This is a genomic window from Mesomycoplasma moatsii (assembly GCF_045276915.1).
Taxonomy (GTDB): Bacteria; Bacillota_I; Bacilli_A; order Mycoplasmatales; family Metamycoplasmataceae; genus UBA710.
Genome location: NZ_CP174166.1, coordinates 79951 through 104314, shown reverse-complemented (window position 1 = coordinate 104314; position 24364 = coordinate 79951). Strand labels below are relative to the sequence as shown.

Here is a 24364-nt window from a genome sequence, read left to right as displayed (position 1 = left end):
TTATAAATATTACTACTCTTGATTGATTTTTGAATATTTTTCAGTTATTTCAAGATATTTAGGTCTAGGCTTAGTCAAAGCTTCTAAAATAGGTTCAGCAACTAATTGATTTCTAACAAATCCAATTGCTAATCCTGATTTGTTTTCACACAACAATTCAATAGCATAAGTTCCCATTTGAGTTGCAACATATCTTTCAAATCCTGTTGGGGCTCCACCTCTTTGAACTTGACTTAAAACAATTGATCTAGTTACAACATTAGTTTTTTGTTCAATCTCTTTTGCTATCTTATCCAAATTATCATAAAGATGCTCAGCAACTACAATAATCATACTTTCTTTTTTATTTTTATTCATTTGTTGATCCACAATATCAATTATTTCTTTTATTGAATATTTTTTTTCGCTTGTAATAATTAACTCGGCTCCTGTTGCAATTCCTGAATGAGTAGCTAAATCACCAGCAAATCTTCCCATAACTTCAACGATCATACATCTATGATGTGATCTTGAAGTATCTCTTATACGATCAACATTCTGAACAATAGTTTCTAGTGCTGAAAAAAATCCGATTGTATAATCTGAAGAAGAAATATCATTATCTATAGTTCCTGGTAAACCGATTGTTCTCACACCTATTGTATGCAACAATTGAGCTCCATGATATGAACCGTCACCACCAATAACAATTAAAGCTTCAATACCCATTTTATCTAATTGTTTTTTTGCTTTTAATCTAACCTTTTCATCTTTAAATTCTGGATATCTAGCTGAATAAATAAAAGTACCACCTTGATTAATGAATCGATCAACATTAACATTTGATGCTGGTTTAATATTCCCTTCTGTTAATCCTTTATATCCTTCATAAACCAAATAAGGTTCTAGCCCTTTCCACATTGCTGCTTTTACAATGGCTCTAATAGCACTATTCATCCCAGGAGCATCACCACCTGAAGTTAAAATAGCAACTTTTCTAATAGGCAATTTCTTTTCATTTTTTTTCTTTTTTAACGCCATGTTTATTTTCCTTGTTTTATTTTTGATTATTTTTCAATTAATTTAATAAATGAATCGACTTTTAATGAAGCTCCACCAACAAGTGCCCCATCAACATCAGGTTGTTTTAATAAATCATTAATGGTTTCAGGAGTGACAGAACCACCATATTGAATTAAAGTATCATCCGAAGTTAATTTTCTAATGTGATTACACATCACCTGAGCATATTCATTAGTTGCTGTCTTACCTGTACCAATTGCCCAAACAGGTTCATAAGCAATAACTATTTTTGATAAATCTAAATCCTTTACACAATCTTTAATTTGTTTTTCAACAATTTTTTTAGATTGTTTAGATTCATATTGTTCTAATGTCTCACCAACACAAATTATTGGAATAACGCCATGTTCTAAAGCGATTTTTGCTTTTGTATTGACATCTTGATCAGTCTCACCATGATATATTCTTCTTTCAGAATGACCAATAATAACATGTGATACTCCCAGATCTTTTAACATCAAAATACTAATTTCCCCAGTAAAAGCTCCACTTAGATGTTTTGAAATATCTTGAGCAGCGACTATAAATTTTTTGTTTACTCTTTTATCAATTGCAAATGGAATATTACAAGCAGGTATTGCAAGTCCATACAAAGTGTTTGACCTAGTTTTAAGTTCTTTCTTGTTAAACTCTTCAAAAAATTCCTTAACTTCTTTTGAAGTTTTATTCATTTTTCAATTTCCAATAATAATTTTTTTTCTCATTAGTTTTTTCTCCAATATTCTTCTATCAACAAACTCAATAATTATTATATATTATGGTAAAATTTTGTATACAATTTTAGTAACTAGAATGTCCAAATAAGGAGAAAATTTATGGATCAAAAAGATTTGCAACAACAATTAGAAATAGAAAAACTAATTGATGAAATTGAAATTCAACAAACAAAACAAATAGAAATTCAAAAAATTCAAGAATCTGAAATTGAAGATTTAAACAAAATAATAGAACAAAAAGATGTTGAGAAAAATGAATTAAAAGAAGAATTTAATGAAAAATTAGAAAAAGAAATTGAAGATGTAAAGTATAAAAACAAGATTTCTTTTGAAAACGAAAAACAAAAAAATGAAATTGAAAATTTGAAAAAACAATTAGAAATGCAACAACAACAATACATTGAATTAACAAAATCAAAAGAAGAACAAATTGCAAATTTAAAGAAAGAATTTACAGATAAATTAGTGGAAGAAATCAAAACATTAAAAGAAACTGAAAAAGAAAACTATGAAAAACGTAGAAACGAAGAAAAAGTGGAAGAATTACAAAAACAACTTTTATTAGAACAAGCAAAACAACAAGAAGCAATTAGAGCTAAAGAAATTGAAATTTTGCAAAAACAAAAAGAGATGGAAGAAAAAATGCTTGCTAGTTTAGAATCTAAAAAAGCACAAGAAGAAATCCAAATGTTAAAAAGACAGATTGAAGAACAACACACACAAGAAATTGAATTTTCAAATAAATTAAGTGATGAAATTGATTACTTAAGAAGTGAAATTGAAACACAAAAAGTTCAACAAGAAGAACTTGCTAAAGAAAAAACAAAAGAAGTTGAAGAATTGAGCAAAAGACTTCAAGAACAAACACAAGAACTTGAAGAAATTAGAAATGAACAATACGAAAGAGATGCAAGATTTCAATCATATAGAGATAGACTAAACAGAATTGCAAAAACTAATGAAATTAATATTAATGGATTCTCAACATTCAGAAAAAGAAGATAAATCTTGATGTTAAACTAAATAATCAAAAGTCCTAGACAATTAGGATTTTTTTATTTTAAAAGATTTAGTCATATAATTTATTTAGAGAAAGAGGAAGGCAATGTCAAAATTTAGAAGCAAATCAATAAATTTAAATGATAGTTTTGAAATTGAAAAATTACTTGATGATATCGAAGAACAACAAATAGAGCAAATGGAAATTATCAATAATAAAAATGAAGAAATAAATAATTTAATGAATGAAAATCAAAAATTAACTTCATTAGTTTCTGAACAAGAACGTGAAATTAGTTTTCTAAAAAATGAGGTTGATAATTTAAAAGCTCTATTAGTTCAAAATGAACAAAAATTTAGAATTGAAATGGAAGAAAAAATATCTGAAATTTACACTATAATGGAAATATCTAAAAAAATTGAAGAACAAAATAAGGAAATTGAAAAGTTAGAACAAGAAACTGAAGAACAAAAAAAACAATTTAAACAGTATTCACAAAATGAATTAGAATAACTAATATTTACTTTTTTTGTTTACTATTTTTAATAATTTTTCTTGTACTAATAGTAAAAATAAATTTTGCTAATATCCTAGTCCCAAAATATAATCAAGTAAACTTTGCTTTCTTGAATTTTTCAATATATTTAGATTCAATTTTAACTAAATGTTTTAACTCTTTAGAACTATTTCTATAGCAATAATCAATCATCATCATAACATATGCGTTAACTTCTCTAGAATCTAATGCAAGTAAATTATTCATATTTTCACATCATAAATTTATTCGATTTTCATTTCATGCCGCTCTAGTTGAAGATCCTTCTCTGTTTTCGTAATAAACACCTAGATTTTTTTTAATAAAATAAATAGATTTAGATCTTATTAAAAAACGATTAAATAAAATTTGATCTTGATAAGAAACATTTTCTTTTAAATTTTCTAATTGATTAAATAATTCATATTTAAAAAATTTACATAATGGAATTGATCAAGCACTAAAACTTCTTTCTTTTTTTAAAACTTTTGATTTCGAAGAAAACATAACTTTTGTGTTGACTAATTTATTTTTTCTTTTTCTAAAAAAATTAGAAACTATCAAATCATAATTTTTGTCAATATGTAAAAAAACTTTTTCAAAACAATTATCTAAAAAATAATCATCAGCATCTAATATAGAAATATATTTTCCATTTACAAGTTTTTTATCTTTTACATAATTGATAACTGAACCTCAATTACCATTAGTCTTTAAATAGTATTTAAAACTGTTTGACAAATTATTTTTTTCTATTCATTCTTTTACAATCTTCCCTGTGTCATCTTTTGAACCATCATCAATTATTAAAACTTCATACTGATTCTTAATTGATTGATTCTTAATTGATTCTAAAGCTTTTGTAATAAATGAACCTACGTTATATGAAGGTATGATGATAGTTAGTTTTATATTGTTCATTTTATTTATCCTTTTTTAATAATGGTAATACTTGTCTAAAATACATTCAACCAGAAAATAAAGACATTAAAACTGCAATAATCATAGGTAAATTCAATAAAAATAAGTGCCATCATACGTTTGCATTAATTATCGGAATCAAAAACAAAATCATAGGGATTGCTATTGATTGAAAAATAGTTTTTAATTTTCCATAAATTGAAGCTTCAACTTTCAAATTATTAGATGCTGACAAATTTCTAAAACCATCAACAATTAAATCTCTCATAATAAAAATAACAACTAATATTAGGTATGTATAACTTAAAAATGACAAAAAAATTAAAATGGTTGAAATTATAATCTTATCTGCAAGAGGATCAAATAATTTACCAAAAGTAGTTATTTGATTATTTTTTCTTGCTAATCTACCATCAATAAAATCAGTTATCATTGACAAAATAAATACAATTCCTATTGCATATAAAAAGTATTGAGATTTAGTGTGAATGTCTACATCTTTAAAAGATAGTAAGTCTTCAACAAAAGAAGCATATCAAATAAACAAGCAAAAAAGAATTATTAATGGGATAACAAGAACAATTCTTAATATTGTTAATTTATTTGGCAAATTCATTATTCTTTACTTCCCTATCAAAATTTATTTTTATAGTATTTTTCGTTTCATTTTTAATTGTTTCAAAAATTTCATCATCTTTTAGTTCGTCATGAAATTCTTTAAAATATAAAATTTCTTCTTGGCAATATTTAGCTCATAAATTAGAACTTGTATCAATTAAATTTTTGATATTTTTTGCATACATTGGATCAGCTTCATCTGATTCAATGTAAAGAGTTTTAAAAGCTTTAGAATCATAAATTTCTTTTAAAAAATTTCTAGAAGTTGCATTAACATTTTTCATCTTTACCTTCGAAAATCCTGGTTTAACTTCTTTTAAAAATTCATCATTCATTTCAATTAATGTATAGATACGAATAGCTAATTCTTTTGATGTTTTTGCAGTTGCTCTTCTTAACTCAATTCTTTTTTGAATTATTTTTTTATTTTTTCTTTTATCTTTTACAAACGAAAAAACTAAGAATCCAACTAATGCTACTATTAAAAGGCCAAATATTAATCATACAACTCAATTACTCATATTACAGTAATTAATTATATATTAATTATTGTCTATATCTTTAATACCTAATAAAACATATAGCATTACTCTTTTTATTCTGCTAGAGGTATATCTTTTAGAATTTGTTAAACGAACAAATTCATCATATGTTTTAGCATTAATATTTTTCTTAAATAAATTTTCCATTCCTTCGCTCATTAGTTTAATTGATTTTAATTTTTCCTTTGGAGAATTAATTACAATTTCTTGAAATATAGAATAATAATTTTCAATCCTATCTGGTAATTTGTCAAATCTCATAGGTGTATATTTTTGATATGAATTATCTTGATCAAAAATTAATTTTCTTATATGAGTAGCGCTAGCTATATTTTTAAAAACTTTATCTGAATGAAATCCAATATTTCTTTTAATTGAATATGCTTCAATATTTAAATTAAAATTAATAATTGTTTTAACATATTCAAGACCTAAAATATCATTTGGCATTGTAAAAGATTTATCAATTATTTTTTCTAGAACTATTTGGTTTGCTTTAGGAAAAGAGGTTCCTTTTTTCATTTCTTTTTTTATTAATTCATAATAACTATTTTCATTATTTTTAATTGTTTTTGCAACAAGAAAAAAATCGTCAATATTGTTAGTTTCTGAACCAAAAACTAAAATATTAATATTATGTTTGTTTAATTCTAAAACTGCTCCTTGAGCAAAAATATGAGCTGCTTGTGTAGCAAATAAAAAAGGCAATTCATAGACCTCATCAACACCATTTTCTAATGCTATTTTTTTTCTTTCTTCAAATGAAGCAATTGATAATTCTCCTCTTTGAACAAATTTTCCTGGCATTACAACAACAATAGAAGAATTAGGTCACCTTTTTTTAACTTCGTTAATTTGATAAATATGCCCATTATGAAATGGATTATATTCTGCTACGATTCCAATTCTAATTTTTTGATCCATAAATCTAATAGTTTATTTCTAACTTTCCATTAGAAAAACGATATGGATTTTTTATTTCTTTTTGATTTACTATATTAATTGATTTCATTTTAATAATCAATCTACCAGGTTTATTATCTTTATCTTTATCAAAAGCAATTTTTTCAAATCAATTATTTTCAAAAGCTTCTTTTGTATAACGATCAATATAATAAATCTTTTTATTATTTTCAACAGTATATTCTTTATTCTTAATAACTTTTTTTAATTTGTCTAAAGATAAAATTTCGTCATTAAAAGATTGTCAATCATCTTTTTTTATTTCATTAATTTTTTCTTCATCAATAGTTCAAGGCATAACATAATATTCTGTTGAAGAAGAACCGCAAGATACAACAGAAATTAACGGCAAAACAGATAATGGAATTGAAATAAACAAAAATGTTCTTTTCATATTGTATTAACTTTTTTTAATTTTTAATTCTTTTAAACGAGCTGATTTACCTTTTAAATCTCTCATATAATAAAGTTTTGCTCTTCTAACTTTATTTCTTCTTATAACTTCAATTGTTGAAATATTTGGATTGTGAAGTGGAAATGTTCTTTCAACACCTATCCCATAAGAAATCTTCCTTACTGTAAAAGTCTCTCTAGTACCTGAATGTTTTTTAGCAATAACAAGACCTTCAAAAATTTGAATCCTTGATTTATCTCCTTCTTTTATTCTTACATGGACCTTAACATTATCACCGATTTGAAAATTTGGTAAATCACTTCGTTTTTGTTTTTGCTCAACTTTTTCCATTAAATTACTAATCATAATTTTTCCTTTCTAGAAGATCTGGTCTTTTCTTCTTTGTATTTTCTAATGATTTTTCTTTTCTTCATTTTTCAATTTCTTTATGATTTCCATTTAATAACACCTCTGGAACTTTCATTCCTTTATATTCTGCAGGTCTTGTATATTGAGGATAATCTAGAAGATTATTTTGAAAGGAATCGTTTTCATAAGAATCCTTCTTTATAACATTTGGTATTAATCTAATAACTGAATCGGCTACAACCATTGAAGGTAATTCACCACCAGTTAAAACGTAATCACCAATAGAAATTTCTTCATCAATTAATGAATAAATTCTTTCATCAAAACCTTCATATCTACCTGCTATAAACGTTAATGACTTTTCTTTTGATAATTCTAATGCTTTTTGTTGAGTGAATGGTTTTCCTTGCGGAGACATTAGAATTACTTTTGTTTTTTCTTTAATTGATTCTAACGCTCGATCAATTGGTTCAATCATTAACAACATACCTGAACCACCACCATAAATTTCATCATCTACTTTATTTTGACGATTCAACGTAAAATTACGAAAGTCAATTATATTAATTTCGATAATTTTTTTCTCTATTGCTTTAGCTACAATAGATTCGGTTTTAAAAGCATTGTAATACTTAGGAAAAATTGTTAAGAAATTGATTTTCATTAATTATTTTTCTTCTTTTTTAGCTGTAGTTTTTTTAGATTTTGTTAATTTTTTATCACTAATTTTTGTTTTTTTTCTAGATTTAGTTTTTTTAACAACTTTTTTAGATTTATTCTTATTAAATTCTTCTAGCAACTTTTCTTTTGTAAATAAATCTTTAGTTGTGTCTGTTAATCTTGCACCATTTGACAATCACTTAAAAGCCAAATCTTTATCAATTTTTAGTTCTTTACTATGTGGATTATAATATCCTAATTCTTCGATAAAGCGACCATCTCTAGGGGCTTTTGCATCAGCAGCAACAATTCTATAAAAAGCATTAAATTTGCTACCCATACGTTTTAATCTAATTTTAACCATAGATCCTCCTTGAATATAAAACAATTTTACCACAAGGTGTCAAGTTTTTTTGCTTGACACTCTTAATTATATTTTTATCATCTTAAAAATTCAAAATTTAAAAATTAATTTAGTAAAAAGCTTAATCCAATCAGTTTTTAATTTCTAATAAATTATTCAAAATTTTCGCACATTTTTATACGAAATACGAACTATTAATAATTAAATTTTTGTGTTTATTTTATTTTCTAAATCTAAAATTTCAAAATCTTTATTAGAGAAAAATATATGCTATAAATTTTACAAATTTATAATAGTATTTATTTCATTGATAATATCATCATCATTAAATTGTAAGTATCTTGATGTTGTGTTTATATTAGTATGACCCAAAGTTTTTCTAACTATCTCAATATTTGCATTATTTTTTAACAAATTTGTTGCAAAACTTCTTCTTAATCCATGTGGAGTTATATTTTTATTAAAATATTTTTTTGATATTTTTTGAACAATTAAATTAATTTGTTTTATTGATAATATTTTATTTTTTTTACTAATTGCTATTCTATAAGCTTTTCAATTATTTAATAATTCAATTAAATAATTAGTTAAAAAAATAACTCTTACTTTATTGCCTTTTCCTTTTATTTTTAATTTGTTATTTTCATAAATTTTATTTTTATTAAATTCTAATAATTCACTTACTCTTATTCCTGTTAAAAATAAAAAAGAAAAAATTAATCAATTTCTTTTTTCTCTTCATGTATTAAATTGAATAATTTGTTTTACATTATAATATTGCTCTAATGAAATAATAGTTTTGTTATTTTGTTGAATTTGAGGTAACTTAATATCTTTGCATTGATTAATTAATTTTCATCTTTTTTCAAATCTAAAAATCGAAATAATTGACGAATAAACCAAATGTATGCTATTAGGTTGGTGACTTTTACTATAATTTGTTAGATACTTAACAAATAATGTTTTATTTGTTTTTCTATCCTTTAAATATTTGTTTCAATTATAGTATTCTCTTAAATAAATTTTAATTGTATTTTTTGATAAGTTTTTGTTTTTTAAATAATTAATATATTTCATAATTAATTCCTTTTTCAAATTTATTAATAAAATCCCTTTCGGTTAAGAAAGGGAAAAATAATAAATTAATTTTATTTTTAAAATTTATTTAAATATCTTCAGGTGTATTTAATTTTGAATTATACATATTAGCATAGAAACCACCCAACTCTAAAAGTTCGCTGTGATTTCCTTTTTCTAAAATTTCTCCATCTTTTAGAACAACTATAATATCTGCATGTTTAATTGTAGATAAACGGTGAGCAATCATAAATGTTGTTTTATTTTTTGACAATTCAATCATTCCTCTTTGAATATCTTTTTCTGTTTTAGTGTCAACTGATGAAGTTGCTTCATCTAAAATTAAAATTGAAGATTTTTTCAAAAATGCCCTTGCTATAGCAAGTAATTGTCTCTGTCCTTGTGAAAGTTCATCGGCATTATTTTCTAAGACAGTATCATATCCTTTTTCTAAAGACATGATAAAAGAATGAGCATTTGCTTTTTTAGCTGCTGAAATAATTTCTTCATTAGTTGCACTTGGATTAGCATAACGCATATTTTCAAAAATAGTATCTCCAAAAATGTAAGTATCTTGCAAAACAATTGAAACTTCATCTCTTAATGAATTTTTTGTAATATTTTTAATTGAAATATCGTCAATCAAAATATCACTTTTGCTATTTGTAACATCATAAAATTTAGTTAATAAATTAATAATTGTTGTTTTACCACTCCCTGTAGGACCAACAATCCCAACAACTTGCCCAGGTTTGATATCTAAATCAATATTTTTTAAAATATCTTTCTTTCCATCATAAGAAAAAGTTAAATTTTTAAACTGAATATGTCCTTTAACATTTTTTAGAGTAAAATCTTCATTTTCAATTACTTCATTTTTTTGATCTTTAATTACCATTACACGATTAGTACCAGCAATAGCACCTTGTAAAATAGTTAATAATTGAAAAATTTGATAAATAGGGTTAGAAAAATTTCTTGCAAATGACATAATTGCTGTTAACAAAGACATAACAAGCGGTACGCTTGTTTTCCCATTTTCTGTTGTTGAAACAATACCTCCAAAATCGAAATTATTTATTGAAAAAACCATTGATAAAACAAACATCAAAGCAATCAATACATTTCCCATTAATGTATTTCAAGGCGAAGATAATGAAGATAGTAAATCTGATTTATAAGAAATGCCTTTGATATTTTGATTTTTTTCTTTAAAAATATTAATAACTAAATTTTGTTTATTGAAATTATTGATAACTTTTTGCCCTGAAATAGTTTCTTCTATAAAACCATTAATATCTCCTAAAGCAATTTGTTTTTTATAAAAATTAGGTTGAGCTTTTTTAAACAAAATATAAACAACCGATAATTGAATTGGAACAAAAAGAAATGCTATTGCTCCTAAAATTGGAGAAAATAGTAATAAAGTAATTAAAAAGAATACAATTTGCGAACCACTAACTAAAAATTGAGTCACATTTTGAGTTAATGCTAGAGTAATGTTATTAATGTCATTTGTCAATCTTGACATAATGTCACCCGAAGGTGTAGAATCAAAATATTGAAGTTTTAATTCTAATATTTTAAAATATAAATCCTTTCTAATCGATTTACCAGTATATTGAGCAACTTTTGCTACGACAAATGATTGAACAACATAGAGAATTATTAAAAAAATTAAAGCCACAAATAAAAGAACTACAAACAAAGTGACTCCATTTTTTTCGAATGTGGTTTTAACACCATCAAATAGTGAATCAGTAATAAATTCCATAAAAAAATACTGACCAATTAAAATTCCGCAATAAATCATTGAAACAATAAAGGAAGCACATAAAACAAAAATAAATGTTTTTTTATATTCTTTAATATATTTTCACAAAAAAGAAATTGGTTCTATATATCTTTTTCTAAAAGATATTTTTTCTTGTTTTGAAGTATGACTATTATTTTTCAATTTGTTTCAACCCCCTTTCTCGAAGTATTTCATTTAATTCTTCTGTTCCTAGTTGAGATGCAGTAATTGAACGATATATTTCATTATTTGCTAATAAATTTCAATGAGTATCAAACCCAACAATTTCACCATCATTCATAACAATAATTCTATCTAGTTCTTCAACAGAAGAAATTCTTTGAGCAACTATTATTGTTGTGGCATCATTATATTTTCTAATATTTGCTTGTACTTTTCTTTCGGTGACGGTATCAAGTGCCGAAGTCGAATCATCAAAAATAACAATTTTTGATTTTTTAGCTATTGTTCTAGCAATTGAAATTCTTTGTTTTTGTCCACCAGAAAAGTTTTTTCCACGTTGTTCAACCAAGGCATCTAAAGAACCATCTTTTTTTTGGATAAATTCTCAAGCCTCTGCTGCTTTTGCTGCTTTTTCGATTTCTTTTATTTTTTCTTCTTCAGATAAATCGTCACTCAAACCATAAGCAATATTTGATTTAATTGTTCCTGAAAATAAAGTTGCAGTTTGCATTGCAATCGCTACTTTAGAATTAATCTCATTGAATGAAAAATCCTTAACATTAATTCCATCAATTAGAACTTCCCCTTTTGAAGCATCAAATAGCCGACCTATTAAGTTTATTAGAGTTGATTTTCCAGAACCAGTTCCACCAATAATTCCAATTCTTTCTTTTGGTTTTATTTTAAAATTAATGTTTTTTAAAACATCCTTATTATCATCATTTAAAAATGAATGAGAAACATTTTTAAATTCAATTTCTCCTTTTGTTATTTGATATGTTGAATTTTCATTAAATGTTAAACTAGGTTTATATCCTGTAACTTCATTAATTCTTTTAAAAGATGGTAAAGAACGAGCTATTTGAGTAATTGAAACAATGATAATGATAAAACCGAAAAGAACTTGCATCATGATACCAACAAATCCGATTATTTCAGAAGCTCCCTTAATATTGTCATAATTATTAAATGCTAAAAAATAAATAATAATCATTGTTCCTGTAATAATTGATTGTAAAAGAGGCATAATTGCACCAATTAAACCATAAGCTCTTGATCATGAAAACGTTAAATTTTGATTAGGTTTTTCAAATTTGTTTCTTTGGTTGTTTTCTAGATTATAAGCTTTTACAACTCTAATACCCAAAATAGTTTCACGAACTTGTTTATTAATATCATCAGTATCTTTTTGCCCTTTTTTCATATATGGCATTGCAAAATAAACAATAATTCCCATTGCAACAAAAATGATAGGAACAGTTATTCCATACATAAAAGCTCAATTAGGATAATCAATTGAAGATTTAATAACACCAAAAATAATTGAAAAAATACCTGAGGCTATAAATTTAGAACTAAATGATAAAGATGTATTAACAAGCTCAGCGTCTGTTGTAATTCTTGTCACTAATGAAGAAGGAGAAAACTTATCAATATCTTCATATGAAAACGATTGAATTTTTTGGTAAGCTTTTAGTCTCATTTCAGCAGTGTATAAGGCCACTCATTTAGATGCTAGTCATACTCCAATTGCTCCACAAATTACTCCGAATATCAAGATAGAAAATGTAATTAAAGATAAATTTAAAGTTCCTAATTTATACAGAGCAACAATATTAGGTGAACCAATTTGTTCTCTTAAACTTTCACTTCAAGTTGGTGAAGCTGCTCGAAACATCATTGCTCTTATAAAATCTGTTTCGCAAATTCCAATAAAAGATTCAAAAATTAAAAAAAAGAAAGAAATCAAAATAATTATTGTTGTTTTTTTATTAAAATATCGAAACATTTTGACTCCTTTAAATTTTAGTTTTGGATTTTAAAAAAGACAATCTCTAAGTAGACTTTCTATATCGATAAAGTATATCACTTTGCTATATCTTTTTATACTTATTAACTTTTTCTTTTTTTGTTTTATTGATTTTCAAAATTAAAGTAATTTCTCCTCTTAAATTACTTTTTATTTTTTCTTTAATTTCTTGTACATTTCCTCAATAAAATGATTCATGAATTTTTGTCATTTCTCTAGCAATAAAAATTTCATAAGAGAAATTTTGAATTTCAATAATTTCTAGAAAAATAATTAATTTATGAGGAGGAATAAAAAAAACATAAGTACCAGGTAAAAGATTTTCAATTTGTCTTTTTTGTTGTTCTTTAGTATTTTTGCAAAAACCTAAAAAAGTAAACTCAGGTCCCATTGAACTCATTGTTATTGCTGTTGTTAAAGCTGAAATTCCTGGAATAATTTCAACTTCTAAATTATTTTTTTTAGCTTCAAAAATTAATTGATAACCAGGATCTGAAATAGTGGGCATACCAGCATCCGAAATAAGAGCTACACTTAAATTTTGATTAGTTAATAAATCAATAATTTTCTTGGTTGCTTGTTTTTCATTAAAATTATGATATGAAACTAATTTTTTATTTTTAATTTGGAAATGATTTAGAAGTTTTTGGCTATTTCTTGTATCTTCACAAGCAATAACATCAACATCTTTAAGAGTTCTGAGTGCTCTCAAAGTAATATCTTCAAAATTTCCAATTGGAGTCCCAACTATAAAAAGTTTTTTCATAATTTATACTCAATAATTAATGTTCATCAAAGGGACGCGTTGTTGTTTTTGTATTATCTTGATTATCATTTGTTTCATTTTTTTGTTCTATTGTATCTAACATTTCATCAACATTAATTTTTGATTTTGTTTTAATTTCTTCAACTTTTTCTTTGGGTGGAAGTTTCATGTTTTTTTCTATATATTCAATTTCTTCAGCAACTATTGTTTCTCTTTCTAATAAAAGTGTTTTTATCAATTCTAATAATTCTTTATTTTCTTTAATAACTTTAATTGCTTCTTTTTGGGCATTAACAATAATTTTTCTAACTTCATTATCAATTTCTTGTGACAGAGCATCTGAAATTTTTGATTTAGTATAATCTCTACCTAAAAATACTGACCCTTCAGGTTCTTCATATTGAACAGGTCCTAATGAAGACATACCCCACTCTGTTACCATTCTTCTAGCAATTGAAGTTGCTCTTTGAATATCATCAGCAGCACCTGTAGAAATATTTTCTTTTCCATACATTATTTCTTCGGCAGCACGACCACCCATGTATGATTTGATCATTGCTTCTAATTCTAGTTTAGATTTATTATATTTTTCTTTTTCTGGGAGCATTAAATTGTATCCGCCTGCATTACCACGAGGAATAATAGTAATTTTTTGTACTTTATTGCCTCCAGGAACTTTAAGTCCAACAACAGCGTGCCCTGCTTCATGATAAGCTACCATTTCTAATTCCTCAGGAGAAATAGTTCTTGTTTTTTTTGCAGGACCTGACATCACTCGATCAATCGCTTCATCAATTTGATTTTTTGTAATTACTCCAGTTCCTTCTCTAACTGAAAGTAATGCCGCTTCGTTAATAACGTTTTCAAGCTGAGCTCCTGAATAACCTGGTGTTCTTTTAGCAAGATTTTTAAATGTAATATCTGAATCAATTCTTTTGCCTTTAGCATGCAATTTAAGAATTTCTTCACGTTCTTTAATATCAGGTAAATTAACAGTAATTGTTCTATCAAAACGTCCTGGTCTTAATAAAGCAGGATCAAGAACATCTGTTCTATTTGTTGCAGCCATAATTAAAATACCACTATTTTCAGCCATACCATCCATTTCAACAAGTAATTGGTTTAATGTTTGTTCTCTTTCATCGTTTCCACCACCAATTCCCGCTCCTCTTGAACGACCAACAGCATCAATTTCATCAATAAAAATAATAGCTGGCGCTTCTTTTCTAGCTTCTTTAAATAACTCTCTTACCCGTTTAGCACCAACACCAACATACATTTCGACAAAGTTTGAACCAGAAATAAAGAAAAAAGGAACATTGGCTTCACCGGCAGTCGCCTTAGCAATCAAAGTTTTTCCTGTTCCAGGAGGACCTCCTAAAAGAATTCCTTTTGGAATTCTTGCTCCTGCTGCTGCATATTTTTGTGGTTGTTTTAAATAATCAACTAATTCTTTTACTTCTTCTTTTACTTCTTCATTTCCTGCAATATCACTAAATTTTTTATCTGAAATAATTTTTTGTGCTTGATTTTTACCAGGATTAAAAATACCTCCACCAGCTCTCATTTGTGCTCTATATAAGAAGTACATTAAAATAAAAATTAGTAAAACAGGACCAAAAGAAACCAATAATTTATATCAAGTACTTTCTTGAACAACATAAGAAGAAGTAAAACTACCTGCAAATAATTGTTTTCCATCTTTTACTGTTTCGAAAATTTTATTCATATTACCTCTAAGTTCTAAAGGTAATCAATCTACTGTTACTCCATCAATTCCAGCAATATATTTACTTAATGAATCAATCAAACCTTGAGAAGCACCCATAATATATGATTGACCTCTATATGTAAAAGTTATTTGTCTTTGAAAATCTGAAATATTAAATTTTGAAAAATAATAAGAATCTTCTAAATTAAATTTATCTTTCCAATTATTATTTTGAAAATCTAAATATGAATAATTTACTTTAGATCAATCTATTATGTTCTTGTCAGAAATTGCATGCTCAAATCCCGCAGTGCTACTTGTAACTCCAAGATGATTAGCATCAGTTCCATATAGCGATTCTAAAATCATCGCTTGAAAACTACCAATTCCTATAGACTTAGGACCAGGATGAGTTAAAGTTCAAATAAGTCAAAACAAAAGTAGACCTACAATTATTACAAGTATTATTGACAATCAAGAAATTCTTCTTTTAGCTGGTTTATTGTCCATTCAATTTCCTTTTTAAATGTATTTAAATATTAATTTTACTATAAAGTGTTTTTTTAGAATTGAATTATTAGTCAATTAAAAGCAAAACCTGACTTTTTATTTATCTAAAAAAAGTTTATTATTTTTTTTGATAAGAAAAACATTTTTTGATAACTTAAATTGTTTTCTGTTATTTCTAGATTTAATAAACAAAATAATGTTAGAAATAATGTTTTTGCTTAAATTTACATTTGTTGATCTTCTATTGATAAAAAGTTTAATTAATTCATCTTTAAACGACAAACTAATAAAGGTCCTGGTATTAAAAAAAGTTTTTCTTCATTTTTTATATTCATTTTTTATCTCTGCTATTTTTGATTTATTCTTATTATTTAATTCTAAAAACTCATGAAGTTCTTTTTCTTTTTTATCTATGCTTAGATTATTCAAATAATTATTTCTAATTTCATTTCTTTTATATTTTGAATCAAAATTAGTATAATCATCGTGATATTGAATATTCATTTTTTTTGCTAAATCATAAATTTCTGTTTTTCAGTACTTAAACAAAAAAGGACGATTTATTTTCATATTTTTAAAAGTCGTTTTCTTTTTTATTCCATAAAAAAGTTTATCTTTGTTTTTTTCTTTTTGCATTAAACAAGTTTCTAAAAAATCATCTTTATGATGAGCAATTAATAATTGAGAACAATTATATTTTTGATAAATTTTTTTGAAAAAATCATATCTAATTTCTCTAGCTCAATTTTCAAAGTTTCTGTTTGGTTTAACACTTTTTTTTAAAATTAATTTTTCTAATTTTAATTGGTTTTTTTTTGCAAATTCTTCCACAATTTTTTGATCAATATGAGTATCTTTTCTAACGTTATAATTAACATAAGCTAAAATAACATTTTTATTTCTATATTTATGTGCTAGAAGCATTGAATCAACTCCACCACTAACAGCTAATAATTTCATACTTTATTATCCTTTTTTATTAAAGTTGTTAATAACATAGTTAATATCATTATAAATGTAACTCATAATTGCATCAGTTGCTTGATCTATAACCTTTTGAATGATATTTTTTTGCTTTTCATCAAATTTGTTAAGTACATATTTAGAAATTGATTCAGATTTTGTTTTTGGGCGACCAATACCAATTTTTAAACGATAAAACTCTGAAGTATTTAAATTTTCAATAATACTTTTAATTCCATTGTGTCCACCTGAAGAAGTTGATAATTTAATCTTTGCTTGACCAACCTTAATATCTAATTCATCACAAACAACTAAAATATTTTTGTGTGATATTTTATAGAAGTCCATTACTTTTTTTACAGCTTCTCCTGAAAGGTTCATAAAAGTCATAGGTTTCATTAAAATAAAATCTTCATTCACATAAATTAATGAATCAAATTTATTTTGATTAATTTTTATATTGTTTGTTTTTGCAATTTGATCAATAACTTGAAAACCTATATTATGTCTTGTGTCAATATATTCGTCTCCTGGGTTACCTAAACCAACAATTAACTTCATAAGTATGTATTATAAATCATTTAAAAACTTTAAAATATTGCATTTTCTAAATGAATCAAAATCTGTATCAATACTTTTTTGAATTAATTTTTTTGATGAAATAATTTTTATCTCTTTTTTTGCTCTTGTATAAGCTGTATAAAATAATTTTTTAGTTAACATGGATTGGTGCTCAGGGGCTAAAATTAACAAAACATTTGAACATTCACTTCCTTGGAATTTGTGAATAGAAATAGCATAAGCTAATTTTATATTTTTAGTAAATTCGCTAGGACTATACTCAACGATTCTTTTATTTGAAAATTCAACAAAAATTTTGTCTATTTCATCTAATTTATCTTCTTTATTTTTAACATTTGAAATTAAACCAATTTCTCCATTAAAAATATTTTTGTTGTTGTCGTTTTCTAATTGAATAACTTTGTCGTTTTTGAAATAAATTTTTTCATTTATCTTAAATAAATAATTTTTATTTTCATTTATATATTTTTGACAAATATTATTTATTTCATCAATACCAAATTTACCATTATACATAGGAATCAGAATTTGATAATCTAATAAATCATAATTAGAATTCAAATGTTTTTTAATATCTTTCTCAAGTATTTCGTTAATATTAAAATTCAATGATTCAATATCAATAAATTGACTTTCATTATCATCAAAAAAAGGAAAAATATTGTTTTTTATTAACACCGAATTTTTAGATATTAATGAACCTTCTGATTGACGATAAATTTTTTCCAATGCTGTGACATTAAACTTATTTGAATCAATAAAATCATTTAATAAATATCCTGGTCCTATTGAAGGTAACTGATCTTTATCACCAACAACAATTAAATGTTTTAATCTTGGACATGCTATAAGTAACGAATAAAGTAAATTTATATCTATCATAGAAAATTCATCAATAATAATGATTTCAGCATCTGAAGGATTAGTTTTATTTACTTCAAATGTTTTTTGATTTCATTTTAAAAAAGAATGAAATGTCTTTGCGCTTTCATTAGTTCTAAAACTTATTTGAGTAGCAGCTTTCCCTGTTGGAGCTAATAATTCAATATTTTTTATTCCAAGTTTCTTCAAATTCTTTATTATTAGATCAATTAACAAAGTCTTTCCAGTACCAGGACCTCCGGTTATTATAGAAAAATTATTGTTTAATGATTTAATAATCGCTTCTTGCTGATTTTCATCTAATTTATCAACAATTATTTCTTTTTTATTAATTTTATAATCCAAATTTTTAAATGCTAAATTTTTAATCTGTTTGCAAATAAATTTTTCTTTTTGGTACATTTTATACGAAGTTAAACTTTTTTTATTTTCATGAATGATAATTTTATTTTCATTCAAAAGAATTTTTAAATGATTTTTAAATTCATCAATGCCTATTAAACGATATTGATTTATATTATTAAAAATATCTTCAATTTGATTTACAGTAGATCCTAAATTTTCTAATTTATTTATTTCAAATAAAATTAAGTATTTATTTGAAAGTTCTATCGAATAATTTAAAAAAAATCTTTTTGCTATTTTTTCAATTTTATTAAAATCAAAAAACACATCTTCTTCTACTAAATCAAAAATATTTTTTTCAAAAAAATCTTTTAATTTAGTTTTTTTAGATTCATTTAAATAATTTAAAATTGAAATAGATAAATTTTCACTTATAAAAATTTTTGATAATTCATTAAATTCATTTTTATTATTTAATGTTTCGATAATTATTTTAGCTTTATTATTACCAACAATACTTTTTACTTGATTTTCAAATTTATCTATCTTATCTATAAAATTAGGTCCTAATTCGTTTACTAATTTAGTTGCACTTTTGGAACTAATACCTTTAAAAAGAGAAGAAGATAAAAAACGAATTACTGCTTCATCTTCATTTAAAACAATTATTTCTTTGGTGTGTACAAAATAACTAATTTTATATTTTGAATTAGGACGTATCTCCTTCTTTATATTAACTTCATAATCTAATAAAAAATCAATATCATTTGTTTTAGAAATTAAATTAATATAAGATGTATCGCCAATATCGAGCAAGTTTTTTTCTTCTTTTTGATTAGAAAAAATTTTGAAAGAATAGACAAAAAAATTACTATTATTTGAAAAAATTAATTTTTTGAAATTACCTTTAATTTTTATTTCCATAACTATGCTTAACTAAATTGTAAATAAAAGACTCAAACTTTGATTAATTCTTAAAATTTATTTAATTTATAATTTATTTGATATGTCAAAAATGAAAGAAAAATACTTATTTGCTATAGATTTAGATGGTACTTTACTAACTTCTAGTACTAAAAATGAAATTCATCCCATTACTAAAAAAGGAATTAAGAAAGCTATTAACGAAGGGCATATTGTTTGTTTGATAACAGGACGTCCTTGAATTGGGTCAAAAAATATTTATGAAAAACTAGGTTTAAATACAATTATTGCTAATTTAAATGGCGCTCATATTCATAACCCAACAGACGAATTTTTTATTGATTACATTAAATACATTAACTTAAATGAAATTCTTTATATTCTTGGTGATCCTGTTGTAAAATCTAACATTAAAAATATCGCAATTGAAGGTCCTGGTTGAGTTCAGTTACAAAAAAGAGATAAAGAATTAGAACAGATTTTTAATTTTCATAAATTTCCAAAATTAAATATTGGTATCAATATTAATAAAATTCCCTTAAAACCAACAGGTATTGTTTTAGATATAAAAGAAGATACTGATGCAAAAGAATTAAAAAAATATTTAAATCAAAAATATTCTGATCTTGCATCATTTTCATATTGATCAAAAGGACCGGGAAAATCTTATATTTTTGATATTTCTGCTATAGGTGTTGATAAGGGAAAAGTCATCTCATTGTTAATGAGATATTATGACATTGAAATTAAAAACACAGTGGCCATAGGTGACTCATTTAATGATGAAGAAATGTTAGTTACTGTACATCATTCTGTTGCTATGAAGAATGCGGATGACCATATTAAAAAGAAAGCAAAATATATTACTAAATTAACAAATAAAGATGGAGGGGTTGGTCAATTTATTATTGATTTTTTAGATAAAAAAATTAAATACAAATAAAATACTAAATTAAATCTTAAAAACTAGAAACAATAGCAATAAAACAACAACTATAATAACTGATAAAAATAAAATTATTAAAAGAGATATAAATCAAACTTTTTGGTTTTTTGAAAGTTTAGGTTTTATTTCTACTTCTTTTTCTGAAGTTATTTTCTTGGTTTTTAAGAATTTTTTTAACTCACTTAAAATATTGTCTAATTCACTATATTCAATATCTAATCTTTTTGAATAATCTACCATTTTTTTATTTAACATTTTTTCTTCAAGATTATTTTGATTTTCATTTACTCAATTTTTAAATTCGTATTTAATTTTTACAATGTTTTCTTCATTAACACTTCTTAATTTATCTTCACTTCATTTAAAACCGTCAGAATCGGTTGTTCTAAAATAATTGATAACTTCTTCAAGTTTTGCAATACACATTTTATATTTTTTATTCAATTTTTCAAATGAAGTTTTTGCATTTTCAGTTAAAGAATTAATTATTTTTTCATTTAATTCAATTTCTCGAGTATTTTTAACATATAAATCTTGATTCTTAGGGTTAATATCTTGTGTATTTATATTAGTTTTTGTTGTATTTCAAACTTTAGTTAGTGTTTTAGTGATACAAACAACATCTATCGTATTTTCAACTTGTTTTGCAGAAACAATTTCCTTCGTACTTTTTCCTAATCTTTGTCTTCTTCTTATGGCTTCATTAATTTTTTGACTATTTGCGTTCGAAGGAGTTAAATATTCATTAGTAAACTCTTGACTATTAAAATCATCATAGTATTCAAACAAATCTTCACTATTATAAAAATTATGTCTTTCTCTTCTTTGCGTTTCTTTGCTATCTAGATCTTCATTATAATCAAAATGACTATTTTCTAAATTGTTATTCATAATAAAGCCTCACTATGATTAAAATTATTAAAACTTGTTGTTTAATTATAAACTTAAAGTTTATTATTATTGAAAAAGCAAATAAAATGCTAATATTTTTAAGTATGAAAAATGAACAAAAAATCAAAAAATTAATTATTCCTGCTGCTGGATGAGGAACTAGATTTTTACCAATGACAAAAATAATACCAAAAGAACTTGTTCCGATTTTGAATCGTCCTTCTATTGATTTGCTTGTTGATGAAGCAATAGCTTCTGGTATCGAAGAAATAATTTTAGTTATTTCAACAAGAAAACAAGAAATAATGAAATATTTTGAACCAAATATTCCTCTTGAAAAAGAACTTAAATCTAAAAATAAATGAGAACTTTTAAAACATGTTAAAAAAACAAATCGTGAAGCAGTTATTAGAGTTGTATACCAGTATGAACAACTTGGACTAGGACATGCTATTTTAACTGGAGCACGTTTTTTTAAAGACGAACCTTTTGCAGTTATTCTTGGTGATGATTTAATTAAATCAGATGTTCCTGTTATTAAGCAAATGATTGATGAATATCAAAAAGTTAAATCTTCAATTGTAGGTGTTCAAACTGTTCCTTATGAAAAATTAAACAAGTACGGAATTGTCAAACCAAAAAATGAAAAAGAAAAAGAAAATACAATATTTGAAATAGCTGGAGCTATTGAAAAACCTTCAGCAAACAAAGCTCCTTCTCGAAAAGCTATTCTAGGTCGTTACATTTTTAATTATTCAATTGTTAAGTACCTAGAAAAATTAGAACCTAAAGAAGAAGGAGAAGAAATTAACCTTGTTGATTGCTTTGCAGATTATTTAAAAGAAGAAAAAATTTATGCTTATGAATTTGATGGAACAAGATATGATCTTGGTTCAATAGAAGGTTTTGCTCTAGCAACAATAGATTATGGTATCGAAAATAAAGAAATATCAAATGCTATTAAACAACACATTTTAAAAATTGCTGCAAGCATTTATCAAGATACTTCCGAACTAAATTTTGATAATAGCGAAAATAATGATAAAAAAAGGAAAAACAAAAAATAGATATGAATGCTTTATATAACATTCTTTGAATATTATTTGCTTACTTACTGGGATCAATAAACTTTTCTATTATTCTTACAAAATTTAATTCTAAAAAAGAAGACATAAGAAAAATGGGTTCTGGTAACGCTGGTGCAACTAATGCAATGAGAGTTCACGGTTTTAAATTTGGATTGCTTGTTTTTATCTTAGATACTTCTAAAAGTTTTTGACTTGGTTTTGCATTAGGTCTAATGCAAGATAAAAATGAATCTTTTAGTGGTTTGATGCCACAATTAATCTTACTTTTTGTTATCATTGGTCACATATTCCCAATATATTTTAAATTTAAAGGTGGGAAAGGTGCTGCAACACTCTTAGGAATGATAGCTTCAATTAGCTTGTTTCTTGCTATTATTGGCACAATATTATTTTTCTTAATTGTTGGAATTACTAGATATGTTTCATTAGGATCAATAACCGTTCCTTTTATTATTGCTTTATTAAGTTTTATTTGTCCATACTTTAATCATATTGACACAACAATAACATATGGACAATTTTGAATTAATCCTTTATTTTTATCATTAGGATCAGTAATTGTTGCTGTTAGTCATTGACAAAACATCTTAAGACTAATCAAACACAAAGAATCAAAAATAGATTTTAAATTCAAATCAAAAAATAAAAATAATATAAATGATATGAATATAAAAAAACAAATAACAGAAAACAAAGTTGTTGATAATAATACTTCAATTATTGATGATGCAACAAATTTAAATAATTTTGATTAATTTATTAATGTTTCTAGTAAAAATCTTTCAAACCCTATTCTATCATCTAAAACTCCAGATTTAATTTTAGAATCAATTTCACAAATTAAATCTAAATATTTTTGGATTTTTAAATATCCAATAGCATTTAAAAATTGAGAATTCTTTTTAACTACAAAAATATGCTTATTTAAAGTTTCGCTTATTTTTTTATCATCATAATTTAATTTTTTCAATGAATAAATTCTTGAACAAATTTCTAAAACATTAGTTATTTGATTAATAAAATTTTGAATTGTTTCTCCTTGAGCTAATTTTTCATAGTAAGTTTTAAAAAGCAATTCTACATTTCTATCATGGAAGGAATTAATAAAATCAAAAGCTGAACTTAAATCATATTTTTGAACTAAATCATCAATGTTAGTTCGAGAAATATTTAAATCTAGTGAAACTAATTTTTCTATTTCTTGCATTACAATTGATAATTTATTCGGAATCTTTGATAAAAAGTAAAACAAATCAATTTCACTAATTGAAGCACCTAATTTATTTATTTTTTCTCTTGCTTCAATCGCAATTTCTTTATCACTCAATTCATTATATTCAAAACATATTGCTTTAGATTTTAAAAAATTCAATAAATCATTATATTTTGTTTTTTCATTTATTTTTTCTGAAGTAAAAATGACTAATGTTGAATTTGGTTTAAAGTTAAGAGCATCAATTATAGCTTCTTTTTCATTTTCATTTGCTTTTAATAAAAAAGGAAAATTATTAAAAATTAAAATTTTATTTGTATCAAATAAAGAAAAGGTTGAAATTTGATTAATAACATCATTAATTTTTACTTCAGAGTTAAATTTTAAAATTAGGTTTTCAGGATTTTGACTAATAATTTCTTGAATTTTTTGATCAATCAAATAATTCTCATTCCCAAACAAATAATAAATCATTCTTTTATTCTATCATTATCAAAGAATAGGAGTAAAATTGTCTTGATTAAATTTAAATGA

At 24.4% G+C, this 24364-nt stretch carries 24 protein-coding genes and 1 pseudogene; 5 read left to right on the top strand and 20 right to left on the bottom strand.

Translation table 4 applies throughout. The features are described from left to right. Positions 1-12 precede the first annotated feature (12 nt). Positions 13-1020, bottom strand: a complete 1008-nt coding sequence (pfkA, locus tag ACJA28_RS00505) for a 6-phosphofructokinase (protein WP_022935175.1) — start codon at positions 1018-1020, stop codon at positions 13-15. Positions 1021-1046: 26 nt separating this feature from the next. Further along, a complete protein-coding gene (tpiA, locus tag ACJA28_RS00500) occupies positions 1047-1766 on the bottom strand; it encodes a triose-phosphate isomerase (protein ID WP_022935176.1) in 720 nt (239 codons plus the stop codon). A gap of 111 nt (positions 1767-1877) precedes the next feature. Here tpiA and ACJA28_RS00495 point away from each other — a divergent pair, with 111 nt between their 5' ends. Both ACJA28_RS00495 and ACJA28_RS00490 read left to right on the top strand, forming a co-directional pair. Next, positions 1878-2783 carry a hypothetical protein gene (locus ACJA28_RS00495; RefSeq protein ID WP_022935177.1) on the top strand — a complete coding sequence of 302 codons (906 nt, stop codon included), beginning with the start codon at positions 1878-1880 and terminating at the stop codon, positions 2781-2783. Between the two features lie 100 nt (positions 2784-2883). Next, positions 2884-3291, top strand: coding sequence for a hypothetical protein (locus tag ACJA28_RS00490; RefSeq protein ID WP_022935178.1), 408 nt, complete (start codon positions 2884-2886; stop codon positions 3289-3291). A gap of 7 nt (positions 3292-3298) precedes the next feature. On the opposite strand, the gene ACJA28_RS00485 is transcribed toward ACJA28_RS00490, so the two are convergent. The 16 genes and pseudogenes from ACJA28_RS00485 to ACJA28_RS00410 form a co-directional block, all read right to left on the bottom strand. Continuing rightward, the gene (locus tag ACJA28_RS00485) at positions 3299-4234 is read right to left on the bottom strand and encodes a glycosyltransferase family 2 protein (RefSeq protein ID WP_022935179.1); all 936 of its coding nucleotides are present in this window, start codon (positions 4232-4234) and stop codon (positions 3299-3301) included. Between the two features lies 1 nt (position 4235). Beyond that, complete coding sequence (pgsA, locus tag ACJA28_RS00480) at positions 4236-4850, bottom strand: CDP-diacylglycerol--glycerol-3-phosphate 3-phosphatidyltransferase (protein ID WP_022935180.1); 615 nt, start codon at positions 4848-4850, stop codon at positions 4236-4238. Beyond that, positions 4834-5373, bottom strand: a complete 540-nt coding sequence (locus ACJA28_RS00475; RefSeq protein ID WP_022935181.1) for an MHJ_0274 family protein — start codon at positions 5371-5373, stop codon at positions 4834-4836. The genes pgsA and ACJA28_RS00475 overlap by 17 nt, the downstream gene beginning before the upstream one ends. A gap of 21 nt (positions 5374-5394) precedes the next feature. Further along, complete coding sequence (locus tag ACJA28_RS00470; RefSeq protein WP_022935182.1) at positions 5395-6318, bottom strand: nucleotidyltransferase; 924 nt, start codon at positions 6316-6318, stop codon at positions 5395-5397. Positions 6319-6322: 4 nt separating this feature from the next. Next, positions 6323-6751, bottom strand: a complete 429-nt coding sequence (locus ACJA28_RS00465) for a hypothetical protein (RefSeq protein WP_022935183.1) — start codon at positions 6749-6751, stop codon at positions 6323-6325. Positions 6752-6757: 6 nt separating this feature from the next. Continuing rightward, a complete protein-coding gene (gene rplS / locus ACJA28_RS00460) occupies positions 6758-7117 on the bottom strand; it encodes a 50S ribosomal protein L19 (RefSeq protein ID WP_022935184.1) in 360 nt (119 codons plus the stop codon). Continuing rightward, positions 7110-7784 (bottom strand): tRNA (guanosine(37)-N1)-methyltransferase TrmD, encoded by a 675-nt coding sequence (trmD, locus tag ACJA28_RS00455; RefSeq protein WP_022935185.1) that lies wholly within the window; start codon positions 7782-7784, stop codon positions 7110-7112. The genes rplS and trmD overlap by 8 nt, the downstream gene beginning before the upstream one ends. Positions 7785-7859: 75 nt before the next feature. Further along, a pseudogene (rpsP, locus tag ACJA28_RS00450) lies at positions 7860-8144 on the bottom strand (30S ribosomal protein S16); the annotation flags it as partial. Positions 8145-8423: 279 nt separating this feature from the next. After that, positions 8424-9221 carry a tyrosine-type recombinase/integrase gene (locus ACJA28_RS00445; protein WP_022935187.1) on the bottom strand — a complete coding sequence of 266 codons (798 nt, stop codon included), beginning with the start codon at positions 9219-9221 and terminating at the stop codon, positions 8424-8426. A gap of 88 nt (positions 9222-9309) precedes the next feature. Further along, positions 9310-11178, bottom strand: a complete 1869-nt coding sequence (locus ACJA28_RS00440; RefSeq protein ID WP_406602212.1) for an ABC transporter ATP-binding protein — start codon at positions 11176-11178, stop codon at positions 9310-9312. Next, positions 11168-12988 (bottom strand): ABC transporter ATP-binding protein, encoded by a 1821-nt coding sequence (locus tag ACJA28_RS00435; RefSeq protein ID WP_022935189.1) that lies wholly within the window; start codon positions 12986-12988, stop codon positions 11168-11170. The genes ACJA28_RS00440 and ACJA28_RS00435 overlap by 11 nt, the downstream gene beginning before the upstream one ends. 85 nt (positions 12989-13073) lie before the next feature. Then, entirely contained in the window at positions 13074-13775 is a 702-nt protein-coding gene (gene rsmI, locus ACJA28_RS00430) for a 16S rRNA (cytidine(1402)-2'-O)-methyltransferase (protein ID WP_022935190.1), read from the bottom strand. Positions 13776-13791: 16 nt separating this feature from the next. Further along, positions 13792-15996: an ATP-dependent zinc metalloprotease FtsH gene (gene ftsH, locus ACJA28_RS00425; protein ID WP_022935191.1), complete on the bottom strand. Its 2205-nt coding sequence runs from the start codon at positions 15994-15996 to the stop codon at positions 13792-13794. Between the two features lie 96 nt (positions 15997-16092). After that, a complete protein-coding gene (tilS, locus tag ACJA28_RS00420; RefSeq protein ID WP_022935192.1) occupies positions 16093-16956 on the bottom strand; it encodes a tRNA lysidine(34) synthetase TilS in 864 nt (287 codons plus the stop codon). Between the two features lie 6 nt (positions 16957-16962). Further along, positions 16963-17520 carry an aminoacyl-tRNA hydrolase gene (gene pth / locus ACJA28_RS00415; RefSeq protein WP_022935193.1) on the bottom strand — a complete coding sequence of 186 codons (558 nt, stop codon included), beginning with the start codon at positions 17518-17520 and terminating at the stop codon, positions 16963-16965. Positions 17521-17529: 9 nt separating this feature from the next. Next, the gene (locus ACJA28_RS00410; RefSeq protein WP_022935194.1) at positions 17530-19692 is read right to left on the bottom strand and encodes an AAA family ATPase; all 2163 of its coding nucleotides are present in this window, start codon (positions 19690-19692) and stop codon (positions 17530-17532) included. Positions 19693-19774: 82 nt separating this feature from the next. On the opposite strand from ACJA28_RS00410, the gene ACJA28_RS00405 reads away from it, so the two are divergent. After that, positions 19775-20635 (top strand): Cof-type HAD-IIB family hydrolase, encoded by an 861-nt coding sequence (locus tag ACJA28_RS00405; protein ID WP_033379039.1) that lies wholly within the window; start codon positions 19775-19777, stop codon positions 20633-20635. A 9-nt stretch (positions 20636-20644) separates the two neighbouring features. Here the strand turns inward: ACJA28_RS00405 and ACJA28_RS00400 are convergent, their stop codons facing one another. Then, positions 20645-21529 carry a hypothetical protein gene (locus tag ACJA28_RS00400; protein WP_022935196.1) on the bottom strand — a complete coding sequence of 295 codons (885 nt, stop codon included), beginning with the start codon at positions 21527-21529 and terminating at the stop codon, positions 20645-20647. 104 nt (positions 21530-21633) lie between these two features. Between ACJA28_RS00400 and ACJA28_RS00395 the strand changes: the two genes are divergently transcribed. Together ACJA28_RS00395 and plsY are read left to right on the top strand one after the other, a co-directional pair. Then, on the top strand, positions 21634-22596 hold the full coding sequence (locus ACJA28_RS00395; protein ID WP_406602235.1) for a UTP--glucose-1-phosphate uridylyltransferase: 963 nt from the start codon (positions 21634-21636) through the stop codon (positions 22594-22596). A gap of 2 nt (positions 22597-22598) precedes the next feature. After that, positions 22599-23372, top strand: coding sequence for a glycerol-3-phosphate 1-O-acyltransferase PlsY (gene plsY, locus ACJA28_RS00390; RefSeq protein ID WP_022935198.1), 774 nt, complete (start codon positions 22599-22601; stop codon positions 23370-23372). Here the strand turns inward: plsY and holA are convergent. Then, positions 23369-24304, bottom strand: a complete 936-nt coding sequence (gene holA / locus ACJA28_RS00385; RefSeq protein ID WP_022935199.1) for a DNA polymerase III subunit delta — start codon at positions 24302-24304, stop codon at positions 23369-23371. The two genes, plsY and holA, sit on opposite strands and share 4 nt — an antisense overlap. Between the last annotated feature and the right edge of the window lie 60 nt (positions 24305-24364).